Consider the following 17,174-nt stretch of genomic DNA (forward strand, 5'->3'; position numbering starts at 1 on the left):
TTATCTGCATCTTTTACAGTAGTCTTGTCAAATGAGTTAAGGTCTGTATCTGCTTCACCAGTGTTAGTCAATGGTTCGCCTAACTTACTACTGATGATAGTTTGATCAGGTGTCAATTCCTTTTGAGTTCCATCACCAAAGGTTACGATAGTACGGCCATTGTCCTTAACATCAATGTTAGTAATATCTTTGTCACCATTAGTCTTCTTGATGTTTGATACTACTTGACCTTTTTCTTCATCAGTTAACTTATCTGCATCTTTTACAGTAGTCTTGTCAAATGAGTTAAGGTCTGTATCTGCTTCACCAGTGTTAGTCAATGGTTCACCTAACTTACTACTGATGATTGTTTGGTCTGGTGTCAATTCCTTTTGAGTTCCATCACCAAAGGTTACGATAGTACGACCGTTGTCCTTAACATCAATGTTAGTGATATCTTTATCGCCATTTGTCTTCTTGATGTTTGATACTACTTGACCCTTTTCATCATCAGTTAACTTATCTGCATCTTTTACAGTAGTCTTGTCAAATGAGTTAAGGTCTGTATCTGCTTCACCAGTATTAGTCAATGGTTCACCTACATCATAGCGCTTGATGGTTTGATCTGGAGTCAATTCCTTGGTTGTACCATCTTCAAACGTTACAGTTGTTGAACCGTCGCCCTTTACTTCAATGTTAGTAATTCCCTTATCTGGGTTTTTCTTAGTAACGTTGCCCTTAACTTCTTCTTTTTGAGAATCAGTTAAGTCAGCATCACCCTTCACTGGTACCTTATCGAAATTACTATTGAAGTTGTCGGCATCATTGGTAATAACAGTTACTGATACATCTACAGACTTAGTGCTGCCATCTGGGAATGTAGCAATAATCTTACCTGAAAATTCTCCAACTGTATCTGTCTTTGGTGTATTTTCTGGGTCCCAACTGTATGTTGTTCCATTAGGCATATCTGCCTTATTAGTAATTACATCCTCAGCCTTTGGTAAATCTGCATTACGTTTTACAGAGACAGAGTCCGCTTTAGGATTATTTTCATCTGCATCAGAAACAACCCTAACTGGTACAGTCACTTGATCTACAGATCCATCTTTATAAGTAACATTAACCACACCAGTAGATTCACCACTCTTAGAAACATCTGGTTCTTTTGCCCAACTATATTCAGCATCCGTTGGCATGTCTTTACCATTCTTGTCTTGCTTTTGAATACCATCTTCAGCCTTTGGAACTTGATTAATTCGAGTAGGTATTTCTTGTGATGCTGGATCAAATTGTTCTGATTGAGCTGGACGAACATTTACAGTTGTATCAAGAGTATCTGTACTACCATCTTCGTAAGTTACAACAATTTTTGCAGGAACTCCACCTGGAGTAGTTGTTGAAGGAACAGTTTGCCAATCAATCTTAGTAATTGGGTAGTTATTTGAATCAACTGTGTCACTAGCCTTGCCAGTTAAGTCTTCATTATGATCAACAGTTATTGGATGAGTAGTTGGATTATACTTATCGGCATCACTGTTTACGTGGATAGTTACATCTACATCTTGAGTTGAGCCATCTGGATAAGTTACGTGAACTGTTCCAGGCTTGTCACCCCAAGTAGAAGTATCAGGCTTTTTAGTCCAAACATAGTCTGTATTTTCAGGAAGATCAGACGTATTTTCAATGCTATCCTTTGCAACAGGATCTGTGCCTTTATCTACATTTACTGTCTTACCCTTAGCAGAATAAGTTTCATTATCTAATGGAGTTACTTTAACAGTTACATCTACAGACTTAGTACTGCCATCTGGGAATGTAGCAATGATTTTACCTGGGAATTCTCCAACTGTATCTGTCTTTGGAGTATTTTCAGGATCCCAACTGTATGTTGTCCTATTAGGCATATCTGCCTTATTAGTAATTACATCCTCAGCCTTTGGTAACTCTGCATTATGTTTTACAGTTACAGGCTTTTCAGGAATTGGTGTAACAGATTCATCGGCATCACTAACTACATTAACCTTAACTGGTACATCAACACTCTTGTCACCAACAGTTACAGTAACTACCCCTTCTTTATCACTTCCTGAAGTAGAAGTATCAGGAGTGGTCTTCCAGCTATAAGCTGCATCTTCTGGCAATTCAGCGTTCGGATTAATTGCACTCTTAGCTTCTTCGGCTGTAAAGTTGTGGTTCAAGCCAACTTTAACTGGTTCGCCTGCTTCAATTACGTGAACGTTACCAGTTATTTGAGTACTATTACCATCACTGTAAGTTACAGTTACTGTAGCCTTCTTTACACCTGAAGTAGAAGTATCAACTGAACCATTCAAAGTTGGTGTTGTACCTTCTGGTAAAGCATCCTTATTAGCAATTAAATCACTAGGATTTACAGTATCGCCCTTAGCAACATAGATATCTTGTCCCTTAGCAGCTTGTTCAACCAAATCACTATATGGAATTACCACATTTTGTCCTTGACCAGCTGGGTAGGTTACATGCAATCCATCTTCTTGGAATGAATCATGGGTAATTGGATTAAAGTTACCATACTCATTAGTAACTGAATCAAAGTTATCCTTCTTGATAGTGCTAATTACTTGGTCTTTTTCATCATCAGTTAAGGAAGTAGGATTATCTACTAAAACCTTAGGTCCAACTTTAATAGTTGTTACATCTCTAGGAATATAAACACTTGGATCATCAGTTCCTGAACCGGTGTAGTTTACTCCACCAATATTGTCAACTACAACATTATCGCTATTTAAGTCTGGGTTAGCTATAGTGAAAGCTTTCTTAATTGCTTCTTTATCAATTGGGAAAGTAGTTGTACCGTTTTCATTCTTATCTTGAACAATTTGACGCACTGGAGCTTGGACAGTTATCTTATTAACTTTTACGGGTAAGTCTACTGATGAACCATCACTATATGTAAGTTTGATATTACCATCAGAATCAATTGTAACTGTTGGCTTTCCATCAGAAGCTGGGTTGGCATTCGCTATTGCAGTCTTAACAGCTTCTTGGTCCTCATCAGATAATTGTTGCCTATTATTAACAATTATTCTTTCAGATGGGATATTCACTACAACAGTATCAGCAACAGTCTTTTTGGCAACTAAATCAGTCAATTTAGTTGCAGGACTTCCGTCTTGGAAAGTAACTGGAGTATCACCATTATCTTCAACAATGTTAGTAATATCAATACCATTAAATTTAGTATTTGGATTTGCGGCTTTAATTGCATCCCAAACCTTAGACTTTTCAAATGGAGTTAGACTAGAAACATTATCAACCTTAACCTTATTAGGAACGTTGATTACTGCATCTGGTGCAGAAATAGTCGTTGTAATAGTTTTGGTTACTTCCTTAGTAGTAACTTGAACATTTGGATCATGCATATCCCCACCAGCTACTGGTGTTGGAACATTGTATGTTACAGTTTCAGTCATAGTTACTGACCCATCACTATTAACAATTACTTCAGCATTAGGATTTGCAACTTTAACTGCACTTGCAATTACTTCTTTTTGGGCATTAGTCAAATCAGCTGCTGGATTATTATTCCGATCACTCAACTTGATTAAAGTCTTCTCTGGATACTTCGCAACAACTACAGATAACGGAATTGTAGTCTTTGAATTATCTGGATAAACTGCAGTGATTGTTGGATTACCACTTTCATCAGTTCCATATTCATAACTTTGAACTTGGGGATTATTCTTTCTAAGACTGTTTTCAATTTGTGCCTTGTCATTGTCAGTTAACTTAGTTGGATCAGTTACTAAAGTCTTAGAAGTAATTTCTAATGGGTAAACCATGTTATTAACTATTTGTGCAGTAAGCTTTTCACCTGGTATGGTAATTGAACGTGTACCATCTGTAAAACTAACCTTAGCCATATCATCTGCAGTACCATCAGTACCTACTGAGATCTTAGTAGTATCCACATTAGCGTTCCCCTGCTTAAGAACATCAGTAACCACTTGAACTTCACCAGAATCTAATTCTTTTTGGTTTTTAACCCCAATTCTAGTCGAAATGTCAAAAGTGGTCTTATCTGCAGGAATAGTTGCAACCTCTTTACCATTATCATCATAAACAGTAATATCCCCACTAGCGTGTGCTTGTACATGATCAGATGCAATATTTGGATTATCCTTCAAGAATGCATCCTTCATAGCTTGCTTTTCGCCATCGTCTAAACGATAAATCGGCACTAATTGACCAGTTTCATCAGGTTGATCACCTTTATTTGCAACTACTGTTCTAAGTGGAATTGTTACAGCAACATCATCCATAGTTAACTGATGTGTCGTACCATCTGGTAAAGTAGCAGAAACTACATTATTTCCATTATCATCTTTTACAACATTTACATCTGTTAGATAAGTTGTACCACCAGACATATTGGCATTTTTAACATTTTGAATAATTTGGCTGATTTCTGTTGAAGTTAAGTTAGTTTTATCAACGACAGGTGTTAATGTTGTTGGCTTATTCAAAGTAGCATTTTGATATACAAGTAAATCACCAGCAACTTTAGTTTTAGTACCATTATCAACAAAAGATAATGTCGCTGTACCATCATCGGCAATTACATTACCAGCACTAGTATCAGCAACAGATGGATTGAGCTTCTTAATTGCGGTTAAAACTGCTTGTTTTTCATCTGATGTTAAATGTTTTTTATCAGCAACTACTGTTCTCTTTGGTAATTTTAAGATTGTTTGATCAGTAGTTAATGTTGCAGTATTTCCATTATCATCTGTTAATGAAACACTACCATCATTATTAACTTGAGCTGTGAAGCCCTTGTTAGCAGCTTCTGTAGCAGACTTTACACTAGCTTGTTCAGAATCACTTAAAGTGTAATCAGGGGTAGTCCAGTTATTTGCCTTGTTAGATACAACAGTTCTAGTTGGAATATAAACAATAGTATCACTAATTGGAATAGTTTCAGTTATACTACTGCCATCATAAGTAACAACCACTCGACCATTATTTTGATCAATTGTCGCACTTGTTACATCACGATCTTTATTAGCTTCAATTACTTTATCAATAATTGACTGCTTTTGATCATTAGTTAAATTATCTGGATCACCAACAGCTGTTTTTACTTTAGGAGCTACTGCGTCAGCATAAATCAAGTTGGAGTTAACTACATCTAAAGTAGGGCTGCCTTCACTAAAGCTAAGAGTTGACGTAGCATTGTAACCATTATTAATAGTTGCATTATTCCAATCAAATAGAATATTAGGATTATCTTTAGTTAATTGATCCTTAATATTTTGTTTATCTTGATCTGTTAAATTATTTGGATCAGCAACTTTGACTAACTTCTTAACAAAAACAGTTGTATATTTAGCGTCTAGTTTTCCTTGGCTATATACTAATCTCTTTGAATCATTGTTAGTAGAAATAGTATATGTAACATTTCCACTACTATCCAAACTAATATTCAATAAATAAGCAATACCATCTAAACTGGCCTTCTTTTGAATAGATTCTTGGAAGGCGGCTTTATAAACATCGCCCCCTACTGAACTTACAGTTTCACCAATTGGAACTAAGACTCTCTTAGGATAATTAATCGTATATTGGTTAGCGCGAACATCATCTAACGTTAAAACTTGCCCATCGGAATACTTAACAGTTACACCTGTATTGTTAGTACCGAAACTAACTTCAGTAGCACCATCATTAGCATCCTTAAATAATTGCTTAACTTGATCTAGTTCTGAACTAGTTAAATTAGTTTGATCTTTTACCCAAACTAGGCCAGAAGGTGGAATAATGCTTTGGTGAATACTTTCAAAAACAGTCTTAGTCCCAGGAACAGTAATAGGTTTTGAGCCATCAGCAAAAGTTACACTTGCAGTACCATCTAAAGCAACTGAAGCAGATGTAAAACCATCTGAAATTGTTTTATTAGCATTTTTAAGATTGTCTACAACTTTTTGCTTTTCTTCAGCTGTAATATTAGTTTTATCCTTAACTAACACTGGGTTAGGAATATTGATGATGGTTTGAGCTGGTGTTAAAGTTGCAGTCTGGTAAACGCCAGAAGCAGAAGTTCTTGAAACAGTTACTGAACCATCATACTTACCATTTATTTGATTTACTCTAATACCTAACTTAGCAGTAGCATTAGCCGCATTAACATTAGTACTAATAGAGCCAGCTTCATCATCGGTAATTGTGAAAGTATCTGCTCCAGAATCTTGATAAATCATAGTCTTTGCAGGAACTTGAACTACTAAATCGTCATAAGATACAGAATTAGTTGACCCGTCAGCATAAGTCAAAGTTGCTGCTCGATCAATATCACTATAAGTAACATCAGTAACATTTGAATTAGCTGCCTTAATTAAGTCAGTTATCTTTGCAGTTGAAGCGGTATCTTGGCTTAAATTAGTTTTGTCATTAACGACAGTTAAAGCTGCAGGGTCAACAGCTGGATACTTAATATTATCCTTATCAGCATTGGCAACTGTAATTACATATTGCTTATTAGTTGAATCATAACTAGTAGTTGCTTTAAATCCAGCTTTTTCAAGATCAGCCAAATTATTGATGTTTAAACTTAAATACTTACTTCCATTATCTGATGTTGGGTTAAGAGCCTTATCAATTTTTGCTTGCATTTCATCTGTATCATTGCTATAAGCAAATGACTCAGAGATATAGTAATTCTTTTGAACAGACCCAGTATTTGGAACCACACTATCAGTTACTGAACTAGTGCTGGAATTGGTATTACCTGTTACATCAGTTAATGGAGCTTTAGTCAAAGTATAGTTAACAGCTGGAATGTTGCCAGTTGCATTATTGGTTGCATTTTTAACCACAACGTTAACTTGAGCCGTTGCTGCGTCTAATGAATCACTAGTAATAATCTTACCAGAGCTTACCCCACTTGAAGCAGCTTGCATCAAGTGAATATCTGAATTAGTCTTGGCAGCTTGTCCTCTAGTAGCACCACCATCTGCATTTTGAGGTGTACCTTCATTTCCTAAAGCAATTACACCACTATATGTAGAAACCTTTTCACCACTAGGTTTTGTGTAAAATGTAACAGTCCATGTGGCACCAGAATTATCATTCAAGAACTTAGACCCTTGAGTTCTAAATAAGATTCCATAGCCAAAATCGTTGACATCAATAACAGGATTTTTATTGCCCCACATATTTTGATTCTGATTCTTATTGGCATTGTTTTCATCCATCTTAAATGCTTTTTGCCAGTAAGAACTACCATTTCCGTTCGAATCGATGCCACTATTAAAACCATGCACATTGTCATAGTTAGTACTATCTCTTGGGACAATACCATATGAATCCATATAAAGAGCACGATCATTTAAAACTTTTGAACGTTGTGTAGCAGAACTTGTATTAGTAAAAGTAGTAATGCTACTTGTTACATATCCAGTAGCAAAAGTTAGTGGAATCTTGCCACTATTGATATAAGTAGTGGCAGTAGCAGGATCAGTGGCTATCCATCTATTAATGGCAGCTTGGTCATAGTCTTGATAACTTTGGGACATTTCACCTTTAATATAAGCAGTAGCGGTTTTTACTACACTGCCACCTAAACTTGCAGCGTTATTACGTAAGGTTTCATTAACAGTAAATAAATTACCATTTGCATCCTTAACCACCTCATTGTCTTTAGAAATCATTAACGCATACGCACCACTATCTGCATGGTTAACAATATTATTCATGTAATATTTGCCATCAGGCAAGAAAGTTACAGTCCATTTAGTAGTGCCATTATTTTGAGCTTCTTGCGTAATCTTATAATTCTTGGTCATATCAGAAGCCCAACCCCAGTTTTGTGGACCACCAGCAAAGATTTTACCAGGATCAACTTGACTATTTTGTCGCATGTAATCCATGCCTTTAGCTTGATCAACATTAGTTGTCGAAAAATTACCCATGCTGTCTTGCCGTGTTTTATTAACATAAGTTTGAGCACTATCACTATTGTCAGTAATATTGCTCTTATTAGAAGTATTTTGATAACTAGGTGTAGTTACTTCATTTGAATTACTTGTATTTGCTGAAGTAGATGCAGAACCTGACGATTGTGAATCAGAAGCCCTATCTACCCCCCCACCATTTTGTGAATTCGCTGTACTTGAAGAGGTATCTGCTTGAACAACTTGTGCGTTACTTACAAAAGTAAAACCTAATAATACAGATACTACCCCAATAGATAATTTTCTTAGAGAAAATCTTTGTTTTGCATCAAACATATTTCTCATAAATATCCCCCTAATAGCATAAATTTATAGATAAAATTATCTTATAATAGCATATTATAATAGAAAAAGTTTATAATTGTTACCTTTTTCAATTAAATAACTTATTATTAAATCTCAAGCAAACACTTATATACCAGCTAATCACTATGCTATATTCCCCTCAAAAAAATAAAAAGCAAAAAAAATGATAAAGAGCCAAAAGTTGATGCATTTGACTTTTTATCAATTTCATAATCATTATTTTTTTACTAAGGTCAACTTATTTTCTATTGTTTTTCTTGAAAAATCCATGATAGCCAACAATCGAAGTCAAAATCAAAACTATAATTCCTAAAAGGGATACTTCACTTTTTTGCAAACCAGTTTGGGGGAGTTTCGTTGCAAAAAAGAATATTTTAGTGGGAGTTTGGGGAAATGTTATTGTTGGGGAAAGAATTTTTTCAATATTTGATTGAGGAGTATTCGAAGTTGGGATTGTTGAATTATAGCTAGAATTTGAATTATTTGATTTGGCTGTATTATCATCTCTATTTCTACTTTCTAAATTTTTTCTACTAATTACTGTATTTTTTAAAGTGGAATTAGATCTAGTCGCTGCACTAACTAATTGACTATTTATATAACTAATTCCACCAATCAAAATTAAAGAAGAAATTATCATGGTATATCTTTGCAAAATTTTTCTTACCATTTTCTTCCCTCCTTTAATTTTGTTGCTTTTAGCTTAACCCCTTTTTTTGAAAAAAGTTTGAAGAACTCACGAAAAAATAGCGAAAAAAATAGCACTTACGTGCTACAAATTTTGCCACAAATGTGCCATATCTTCTGGATCATCAATTTCAACTGTTACTTTTTCATCAGTAAATGGATCAGGGAAACTTAAATGGGAACAATTTAAAGCTTGTCTAGTAAAATTATCCACTGAGCCATATAATTTATCACCAAATAACGGATGCCCAATATGAGCCATATGCACCCGAATTTGATGCGTTCTCCCTGTAAAAAGACGCAATTTAACTAAACTAGCGTCATCTTTCTGGGCTAAGACTTCATACTGTGTCACAGATTTTTGCCCATTAGGAGTAACATAGCGTTTCACACTATCATCAATCTTACCAATTGGGGCAGTAATCAATCCTTTTTGGTGTTCAGAATTGAAGTTACCATGAACAATTGCATGGTATTCTTTTACAAAAACGTCCTTTTTTAATTCACTGAACTTACTATGCGCAACAGCATTTTTTCCAACCAAAACTAGCCCACTAGTATCTCTATCTAAGCGAGTTACAATATGTGGCTTTAAAAAAGCTTGCTCGGAGCTTTTTTTCTTTGCGAAATACCCCATAACGCGATTTACAACAGCATCCTTATCTTCATATCGTGAAGGTATCGACAAAACTGCCGCTGGCTTATTAATTACTAGATAATTATCCGTTTCTAATACAATTTTGACCGACTTATTAGATGCCTTCAAAAAGTTATTGACTTTTTCCTTCCCCATTACAAATAAAACTTCATCACCAACTTTTAATGTGAAATTTGTAAATCGACGCCGATGATTAACTAAAAGCATCCCACCATTATGCTTAGCGTTAACAATTGCCTGTTTTGATAACTTTTTCTTACTCAAAAAAGGTCCCAAACGTTTGGGATCTTCTTCACTTACTATAAATTTAAAAATTTTCATTTAGCCAATAAATGCATCTCCTACTCTTGACCAAAAATGATGATGACCGAACTTATCAAAGTGAATTCGCTGCTTAGAAATACGATAGATTACTCGATTAACGTGATCAACTGGTATTCGATTACCATCAATTATCAAAATCAAATTATGCCCATCATTAGGCAAGATTGTAATCCATTCATCAGGGGCAATCACAATTGGTGACCCGATTGTTCTAAAGACCCTATTATTAATAGAAGCGATTTCTGTCATTTGCAAGGCCTTTAATCGTGGATGAATTACTGCCCCACCTAAAGCCTTACTATAAGCTGTTGAACCTGTTGGGGTAGAAACACAAATGCCATCTCCCCTAAAATTTTCAAACAACTCACCTTTAATATAAATATTGGCAACTAAAGTTTTTGAAATTCGCTTAATACTTGCTTCATTCAAAGCTAGAAAACGTTCTTGCCTGCCATCATCCATCACTAAAGTTAACTCTAATAGCGGATAGCTTGAAGTAGATGGTGCTGTCGTACATAAAGCATCAACCATTTGGTCAATATCATAATTTCGCCAATCTGTATAAAAGCCCAGATGCCCCGTATGAACACCAATAAAACGAACTGAATCAACAATCTTTTCATATTTATGAAAAGCCGATAATAATGTGCCATCCCCACCAACTGAGATGACAACATCAGGCTGATGTTCATCTATAGTTATTTGCTTTTCTGCTAATAATTTTTTCAAATGTTCAACTACTTCTATAGTCTTTTTATGACTATTATTGATAATTGCTACTTTCATTATTGTCCCTTGCCCTTGTTTTGATTAAATACCTTTTGGGCATCTTGTACTTCTTTACGAATAGCACTCATTTCTTCATCAAGTTGATATGCTGCTTCTGCTGTTGATTTAAGTCTTTTAGAAACATCTTCAGGATATTTACCTTGATATTTATAACTTAATGTATGCTCAACAGTTGCCCAGAAATTCATCGCTAAAGTTCTAATTTGAATTTCCGCAATTAAAGTTTTTTCTCCTTCTGGTAAGAAAACCGTATACTTGATAACCATATGATAAGAACGGTAACCTGAGGGCTTTGCAGCATGAATATAATCACGCTCCTCTACCACCTGCATATCACTACGTTCATGAATCAAATCAACGACTTTATAAATATCATCCACGAATTGACACATGATTCTTATACCAGCAATATCTTGCATATCAGTTTCAATAACTTCTGGACTAATTATTCGACGTTGCATCTTTTCTTTAATGGAGTCGACAGTTTTCACACGGCCAACTACAAATTCAATTGGTGAATGCTCACCACGAGTTAAAAAGCCTTGTCGAAGACTTCTAAACTTGACCTTTAATTCTTGAACGGCCTCGTTATATGGCCATAAAAAGGTATCCCAATCAGTCATGCTCATTGTCCTCCTTATATTTTTTCAAACACAATTATTCTAACATAACCCAATACCTTTCTCACAATATAAAACTAGATAGCTGTATAATAAAAAACAAAGGAGTGACAACATGAGTAAAAATCGAGAAATTGAATCTAAAACTTTATTAGAAAGAAAAGTTTTTTCCGCTATTTTAAAAACTTTTCCTAGCAAAAAAAGCTTTACTCAAATAAATTATTATTTTGATAACGATAAAGAGACTTTAAAAAATAATAAAATAAGTCTGCGAATTCGGCTTTACCCAGATAAAGCCGAACAGACTATGAAGGTGCCTGCTAAAAAACTTTGTCAAGAAAATTATCATGAGGTTATTGAAATTAACGATTCCCTCTCCCTGAAAGTCGCACAAGAAATTGTCGAAAATAGTTTAAATGGTGGGGTAACAATTTTTGAAAATAATTGTGGTAAATACTTATTTGATAACTTCTCTGATATTTGCCAAGATTTAAAAATTTTCTCTTATTCTAAAACTACTCGCCACTTATTAGTGGGACCTAATGACTGTGAACTAACACTTGACGAAACTTCTTACCCTGATGGATATCGAGATTTTGAACTAGAAATCGAAAATGATAATCCTGATTTAATAAAACAAACCTTGAATACTTTAATTCAGCAATTTAATTTTCATCCTAATTCCAAAAATACTAATCAAAATAAAATTGCAAGAGCTAGTCTACATAGAAATTAGGCAAAAAAATAGCATAATGCCCATACATTCGCTAAAATATAGATGAATAAATTTGTTGGAGGCTTAGAAACCATGTTTGAAGTTTTTATGTTTGTTAATCCAATTGGCACTTGTTGCTACCAAACAGAACAGACAATTATGAAAACCATGAAAGAGGCAGATGCGATTACTCGTTATCATCTGATTCCTTTAGCAAATATGAAAACAATTCAGAGTGATTTGATCAGAAAACATAAGTGTCCTACTAATTTAGAGACATATAATCACGCTAGTGAAGAAACTTTTGCCGCTTTGAAAGATTATCATGCTATTAAAATGGCTTATGGCAATAAAATAGCACGTAAATATTGCTTAGCAGTACAACACAATATTAATGACCTTAATAAAGAATACAACACTGGCTTATTTAAAAATCTGATTCAGGAATTGGGCTTATCTATTCCTAAAATTCAAAGTGCTCGCATGTCCACATACTTAAATGAATCCATTGCTGCAGATGAACGCTTAGCACAAAAATGGCATATTAATGATACGCCAACAACTGTCATCTTCAATGATGAAGACGAAAATAGTGGTTTAATTGTTGAAGGTCATTTACTTCACGATGAGCTTTTACAAATTATTAATGGTTTTGATATCTAATTTTCCTTGTTAATGGTTCTTGTAAGATTTGATATTTTAAAGTTAAATATTCTCGTTTACTATCAATTTCCAGATAATAATAGCCCCAACTCCTGTTAAATCTCAAAAAAATCGCTTGCCTTTGATTTAAGTAATTTGTCAAATAATGCCGCTTACCTACAATCCAAATATCAATTATCCCAACTTTTTTATATAAATTATGGCGATGTGAAAATTCTCCCTTTGAAAGTGGTGCACACTGAATTTCAAATGCTAATTGTGAATTTACAAGAATGTCTGCTCTCAATTCCCCTTTTGCCAAAGGGACTTCCTCTTTAGCTGGGAAACCAGCCGCAATTAAAGCTGTTTTTAAATTAATCTTTCCCCGATAATGTTCTTCTTTTTCTCCTTGCCGACCTACTTGAGCCATTTGATGTTTAAAAAAGGGTAATCTCTTTTCTGAAAGAACTAGAATAACTTTTTTCTTGCATCGCGGACAAAGATATTTCTCTTGATTTAAAGCTATAAGATTTGACTGAATCCGGGCTTCTTCTGTTCTTGCTAAAACTAATTTATTATTTAAAAGCGCTGCATACATAATAATCCTCCTGATTTTATGTACACAAAAAGAGGTCAAAATTTTTTGACCTCTTTTGACTATTTGAAATAAGTTAATAAATCAGCTAGTGCATCTTGCTTGATCAAACACTTTCCATTATTTTTGAACAAATTAAGCGTCTTATCATCAGCTAAAGTTCCAAATTCAAGACAAACTGACCAAATATTGCCAGAATCTACATCTTCAGCATTACCTAAATTATTCATTTGTAATAAATAATGTTCCTTGAAAGTATAAAGACTAGCCGCTACTTTATCTGTTGGTAAGCTATCAGCTAATTGAACTACTTGGTCAATATCAGAAAATAAGAAATTAGCTTGATTACTTACTTCCTTGGCTGGGATATCCTTGTTAGAATCTGAAGAAATTCCCAATTCTTTATTGAGCTTTTGAATAGGTCCTAACCTACTTTCACGATTATCATTACCCATTCCTAAAAGATTACCAAGTTGTTTTTGAATACTATCAGCATCTGCTTTATTATATTTCGTTATTAATAAATCCAGACCGCCTTCATTAGGCATTACTTGAAAAGTAACTGGTTGATTATCTCCGGCAAAAGAGTGATCCGTATCTACCTCGCGCAAGATGGAATAGAAAAAGTCTTGGATTTCACTTTTATTTCCAAGTAAATCTAGCATCCTAATGCCACGACTTTTTAATTCTTCTGAGTCCATGTGCACTCGAATAGTATTTTCATTTATTTTCTCTACTTGCACCTTAATCCCTCCTTTGTACTAGAATATTGTAACCTAAATTACTAATAAAATAAAAACGTTAGCCGAAGCTAACGTAATTTTTAAAGGTCAGCCAATTTTTGAGCTTTGGCCAATTCTAAACGACGTACCTTTCTTGGTAAGAAACGTCTAATTTCATCATCATTATAACCTACTTGAAGTCGACGATCATCCATAATAATTGGTCGACGCAACAAGCTTGGATTCTTTTCAACAAGGTCTAAAAGCTGATCAATTGAAAGATCATCCAAATTTACATGTAGTTCTTGAAAAGCTCTTGAGCGTGTTGAAATAATTTCTTCAGTCCCATTTTCAGTTAGACGAAGAATATTGACAATTTCTTCTTTAGTCAATGGTTCTGAAAAGATGTTTCTCTCTTTGAAAGGAATATCGTGCTTATTAAGCCATGCTCTTGCCTTACGACACGAAGTACAACTAGATGAAACATATAAATTAATCATTACGTCACGCTCCTTAAATATAACATCAATTCTTCCTGTGTAATTTATTATACACTATCAGCTTAACTTTATAAAGTTAATATTTGTTTAATATTCTTAAAACCTTATATTGTTAATCTTTTTTCTATAAAATTATTATATCAATTATTTTTGAAAGAAGTGTGAATTTAAGCAAAAAAATAAAAGAGCCTATAACTAGACTCTTTTATTTATTAATCTAAATTAAGCTTGCTCATCAAGTCTTCTACTAACTTTTGGTTATCTTCATTAGTTAAAGATTCATTGATTGCTTTATCTACTAAACCTTCTAAGTCCTTAGTATCAAGCTTCTTCATTTGGCTTCTGATACGCAAGATTGAAGTAGCGCTCATTGAGTATTCATCAAGTCCCATTGCTAAAAGAAGTGGGAACATTACTGAATCACCAGCTGCTTCACCACACATACCACACCAAATTCCGTTATCATGAGCAGCATCAATCGTGTGCTTAATCAAACGAAGAAGTGAAGGGTTGTAAGGTTGGTATAAGTATGAAACATGTTCATTACCACGGTCAGCAGCAAATGTGTACTGAATCAAGTCGTTAGTACCAATTGAGAAGAAGTCAACTTCCTTAGCAAATTGATCTGCAAGTACAGCTGCTGCAGGTACTTCAATCATCATACCTACTTGAATGTCATCACCAATCTTAACACCATCTTTAACAAGTTTTTCTTTTTCTTCATTAAAGATAGCTTTAGCCTTGTGAAGTTCAGCCAAAGTACCAATCATAGGGAACATAATTCCCAAACGACCATAAGCAGATGCACGAAGCAAAGCTCTTAATTGAGTACGGAAGATTTGATCTTCCTTAAGAGAAATTCTCATTGCACGATAGCCTAAGAATGGGTTCATTTCTTCAGGAAGTGGCAAGTATGGTAAGTGCTTATCCCCACCAATATCCATTGTACGAATAACAACTTGCTTGCCATTCATACCTTCAATGACTTTCTTATATGCTTCGAATTGGTCATCTTCTGAAGGAAGTTCGCTAGAATTCATGTACAAAAATTCAGTTCTGTACAAACCAACTGCTTCTGCACCATTTTCTAATACACCAGCCATATCATCTGGAGTACCAATATTTGCAGCAATTGTGAAGTGTTTACCATCTTTAGTTACTGATGGAGCATCTTTCAACTTCTTCCATTCAGCCTTTTGCTTTAAGAAGGCTTCACCCTTCTTCTTGTAGTCTGCTACTTCTTCATCAGACGGTTCAATTACTGCTAAACCATCTAAACCATCAACTACTAAAAGTTGACCGTCTTTAATATCACTAGTAATTGAGTCAGTACCAACAACAGCAGGTAATTCTAAAGAACGTGCCATAATTGCTGAGTGAGCGGTACGACCACCAATATCTGTTACAAAGCCTTTTACATAGTCTTTGTTCAATTGGGCGGTATCACTTGGAGTCAAGTCATGAGCAACAACTACTACTTCATGATCGATAGCTGCAGGATTTGGTAAATTCTTGCCAAGCAAGTGAGCCATAATTCGCTTAGAAACGTCACGAATATCTGCAGCACGTTCTTTCATGTATTCATTATCAGTCATGCTTTCAAAGATTGTAATGAACTTTTGACTTGTTTCATCAAGTGCAAATTCACTATTTACCTTTGAATCTTTAATTTCTTGCTTAATTGCCCCAATGTATTCAGGGTCATTAAGAATTAACAAGTGCGCTTCAAAAACTTGTGCTTCTTCTTCACCCAAGTTTTCCTTAGCAATATCACGAACACTTTCAACATCGTGAATAGAAGTTTCTACAGCCTTTTCAAAGCGAGCAACTTCTTGATCTACATCATCTACTGAAGCTTTAGTAAAAGAAAGATCTGGCTCAACTAAACGATATGCAGGAGCAACTGCAATACCGTCACTAGCTGCAATACCCTTTAAAGTCTTTGTCATTATTCAGCTAAGCCTTCCTTTTTCATAGTGTCGCTGATTGCTTCGATTGCTTCTGCAGCGTCATCACCTTCAGCTGAAATAGTAACTTCAGCATCTTTACCAACACCAAGTGACATAACACCCATGATTGACTTAAGGTTTACGCTCTTACCATTAAATTCCAAGTTGATGTCTGAGCTGAACTTAGAAGCAGCTTGAACTAATAAAGTAGCTGGACGTGCGTGAATACCTGTTTCTGCAATAATGTGAAAATCGCGTTTTTCCATAGTTAAAAGTCTCCTTAATAAATCATTTTTTCAAAAATACCCGTACGGTATCTAGATTAACATGTTTATAAATTTAAAACAACAACAATGTAAATGTTTTCAGTCTTATTTATCAATATTTGTTGCAGTATAAATAATTGCCCCGCCTCTTAAAGCGCGCCCTTTAATATAAGTTCTTTTTCCAAAAGCTCGCAAGGCCTGTTGAAAGGCAAATGCATCTTTAGCTTCTATTTTGTATTCAGATAATTCCCCATCAACTAATTGATTTAAAATGCTTTCATAATCCATATTCTTCACCAACTTTTTAAATTTCGCTAATACCTTTTATGTAAACCTTAGACATTTTAACTAGCAAAAAATACTTTGGCAAATTCCGAGCTTAGCACTTGACTAGTTAGAGTGCTAAAACTACAATTTAAGTAAAGTTA

General features: G+C 34.6%; 13 protein-coding genes. 2 read left to right on the forward strand and 11 right to left on the reverse strand.

Going from position 1 to position 17,174, the window contains the following annotated elements; genetic code table 11:
• From ETI37_RS04905 to yjbM, 5 genes are all read right to left on the reverse strand, one after another.
• Nucleotides 1-8,258, reverse strand: an 8,258-nt coding sequence (locus tag ETI37_RS04905; RefSeq protein ID WP_244285216.1) for a Rib/alpha-like domain-containing protein, incomplete at its 3' end; no start/stop codon positions are given.
• A 259-nt stretch (nucleotides 8,259-8,517) separates the two neighbouring features.
• The gene (locus ETI37_RS04915; RefSeq protein WP_006587035.1) at nucleotides 8,518-8,949 is read right to left on the reverse strand and encodes an LPXTG cell wall anchor domain-containing protein; all 432 of its coding nucleotides are present in this window, start codon (nucleotides 8,947-8,949) and stop codon (nucleotides 8,518-8,520) included.
• A gap of 102 nt (nucleotides 8,950-9,051) precedes the next feature.
• Nucleotides 9,052-9,945: an RluA family pseudouridine synthase gene (locus ETI37_RS04920; protein ID WP_006587036.1), complete on the reverse strand. Its 894-nt coding sequence runs from the start codon at nucleotides 9,943-9,945 to the stop codon at nucleotides 9,052-9,054.
• Complete coding sequence (locus ETI37_RS04925) at nucleotides 9,946-10,734, reverse strand: NAD kinase (RefSeq protein WP_006587037.1); 789 nt, start codon at nucleotides 10,732-10,734, stop codon at nucleotides 9,946-9,948.
• The gene (gene yjbM, locus ETI37_RS04930; RefSeq protein ID WP_006587038.1) at nucleotides 10,734-11,360 is read right to left on the reverse strand and encodes a GTP diphosphokinase; all 627 of its coding nucleotides are present in this window, start codon (nucleotides 11,358-11,360) and stop codon (nucleotides 10,734-10,736) included. The genes ETI37_RS04925 and yjbM overlap by 1 nt, the downstream gene beginning before the upstream one ends.
• 112 nt (nucleotides 11,361-11,472) lie before the next feature.
• Here yjbM and ETI37_RS04935 point away from each other — a divergent pair, with 112 nt between their 5' ends.
• Both ETI37_RS04935 and ETI37_RS04940 read left to right on the forward strand, forming a co-directional pair.
• Nucleotides 11,473-12,093: a CYTH domain-containing protein gene (locus tag ETI37_RS04935; RefSeq protein WP_006587039.1), complete on the forward strand. Its 621-nt coding sequence runs from the start codon at nucleotides 11,473-11,475 to the stop codon at nucleotides 12,091-12,093.
• A 72-nt stretch (nucleotides 12,094-12,165) separates the two neighbouring features.
• Nucleotides 12,166-12,735, forward strand: a complete 570-nt coding sequence (locus ETI37_RS04940; protein WP_224783254.1) for a DsbA family protein — start codon at nucleotides 12,166-12,168, stop codon at nucleotides 12,733-12,735.
• Here the strand turns inward: ETI37_RS04940 and ETI37_RS04945 are convergent.
• The 6 genes from ETI37_RS04945 to ETI37_RS04970 all read right to left on the reverse strand — a co-directional run bounded on the left by ETI37_RS04945 (nucleotide 12,716) and on the right by ETI37_RS04970 (nucleotide 17,034).
• Entirely contained in the window at nucleotides 12,716-13,312 is a 597-nt protein-coding gene (locus ETI37_RS04945; RefSeq protein ID WP_006587041.1) for a competence protein CoiA, read from the reverse strand. The two genes, ETI37_RS04940 and ETI37_RS04945, sit on opposite strands and share 20 nt — an antisense overlap.
• A 59-nt stretch (nucleotides 13,313-13,371) precedes the next feature.
• Nucleotides 13,372-14,052 carry an adaptor protein MecA gene (locus ETI37_RS04950; protein WP_006587042.1) on the reverse strand — a complete coding sequence of 227 codons (681 nt, stop codon included), beginning with the start codon at nucleotides 14,050-14,052 and terminating at the stop codon, nucleotides 13,372-13,374.
• Between the two features lie 80 nt (nucleotides 14,053-14,132).
• On the reverse strand, nucleotides 14,133-14,531 hold the full coding sequence (gene spxA, locus ETI37_RS04955) for a transcriptional regulator SpxA (protein WP_006587043.1): 399 nt from the start codon (nucleotides 14,529-14,531) through the stop codon (nucleotides 14,133-14,135).
• A 212-nt stretch (nucleotides 14,532-14,743) separates the two neighbouring features.
• Nucleotides 14,744-16,480, reverse strand: a complete 1,737-nt coding sequence (gene ptsP / locus ETI37_RS04960; protein WP_006587044.1) for a phosphoenolpyruvate--protein phosphotransferase — start codon at nucleotides 16,478-16,480, stop codon at nucleotides 14,744-14,746.
• On the reverse strand, nucleotides 16,480-16,746 hold the full coding sequence (locus ETI37_RS04965; protein ID WP_006587045.1) for a phosphocarrier protein HPr: 267 nt from the start codon (nucleotides 16,744-16,746) through the stop codon (nucleotides 16,480-16,482). The genes ptsP and ETI37_RS04965 overlap by 1 nt, the downstream gene beginning before the upstream one ends.
• Nucleotides 16,747-16,851: 105 nt before the next feature.
• Nucleotides 16,852-17,034 carry a hypothetical protein gene (locus tag ETI37_RS04970; RefSeq protein ID WP_006587046.1) on the reverse strand — a complete coding sequence of 61 codons (183 nt, stop codon included), beginning with the start codon at nucleotides 17,032-17,034 and terminating at the stop codon, nucleotides 16,852-16,854.
• Between the last annotated feature and the right edge of the window lie 140 nt (nucleotides 17,035-17,174).

Origin of the sequence: Lactobacillus mulieris (assembly GCF_007095465.1) — a bacterium.
GTDB lineage: Bacteria > Bacillota > Bacilli > Lactobacillales > Lactobacillaceae > Lactobacillus > Lactobacillus mulieris.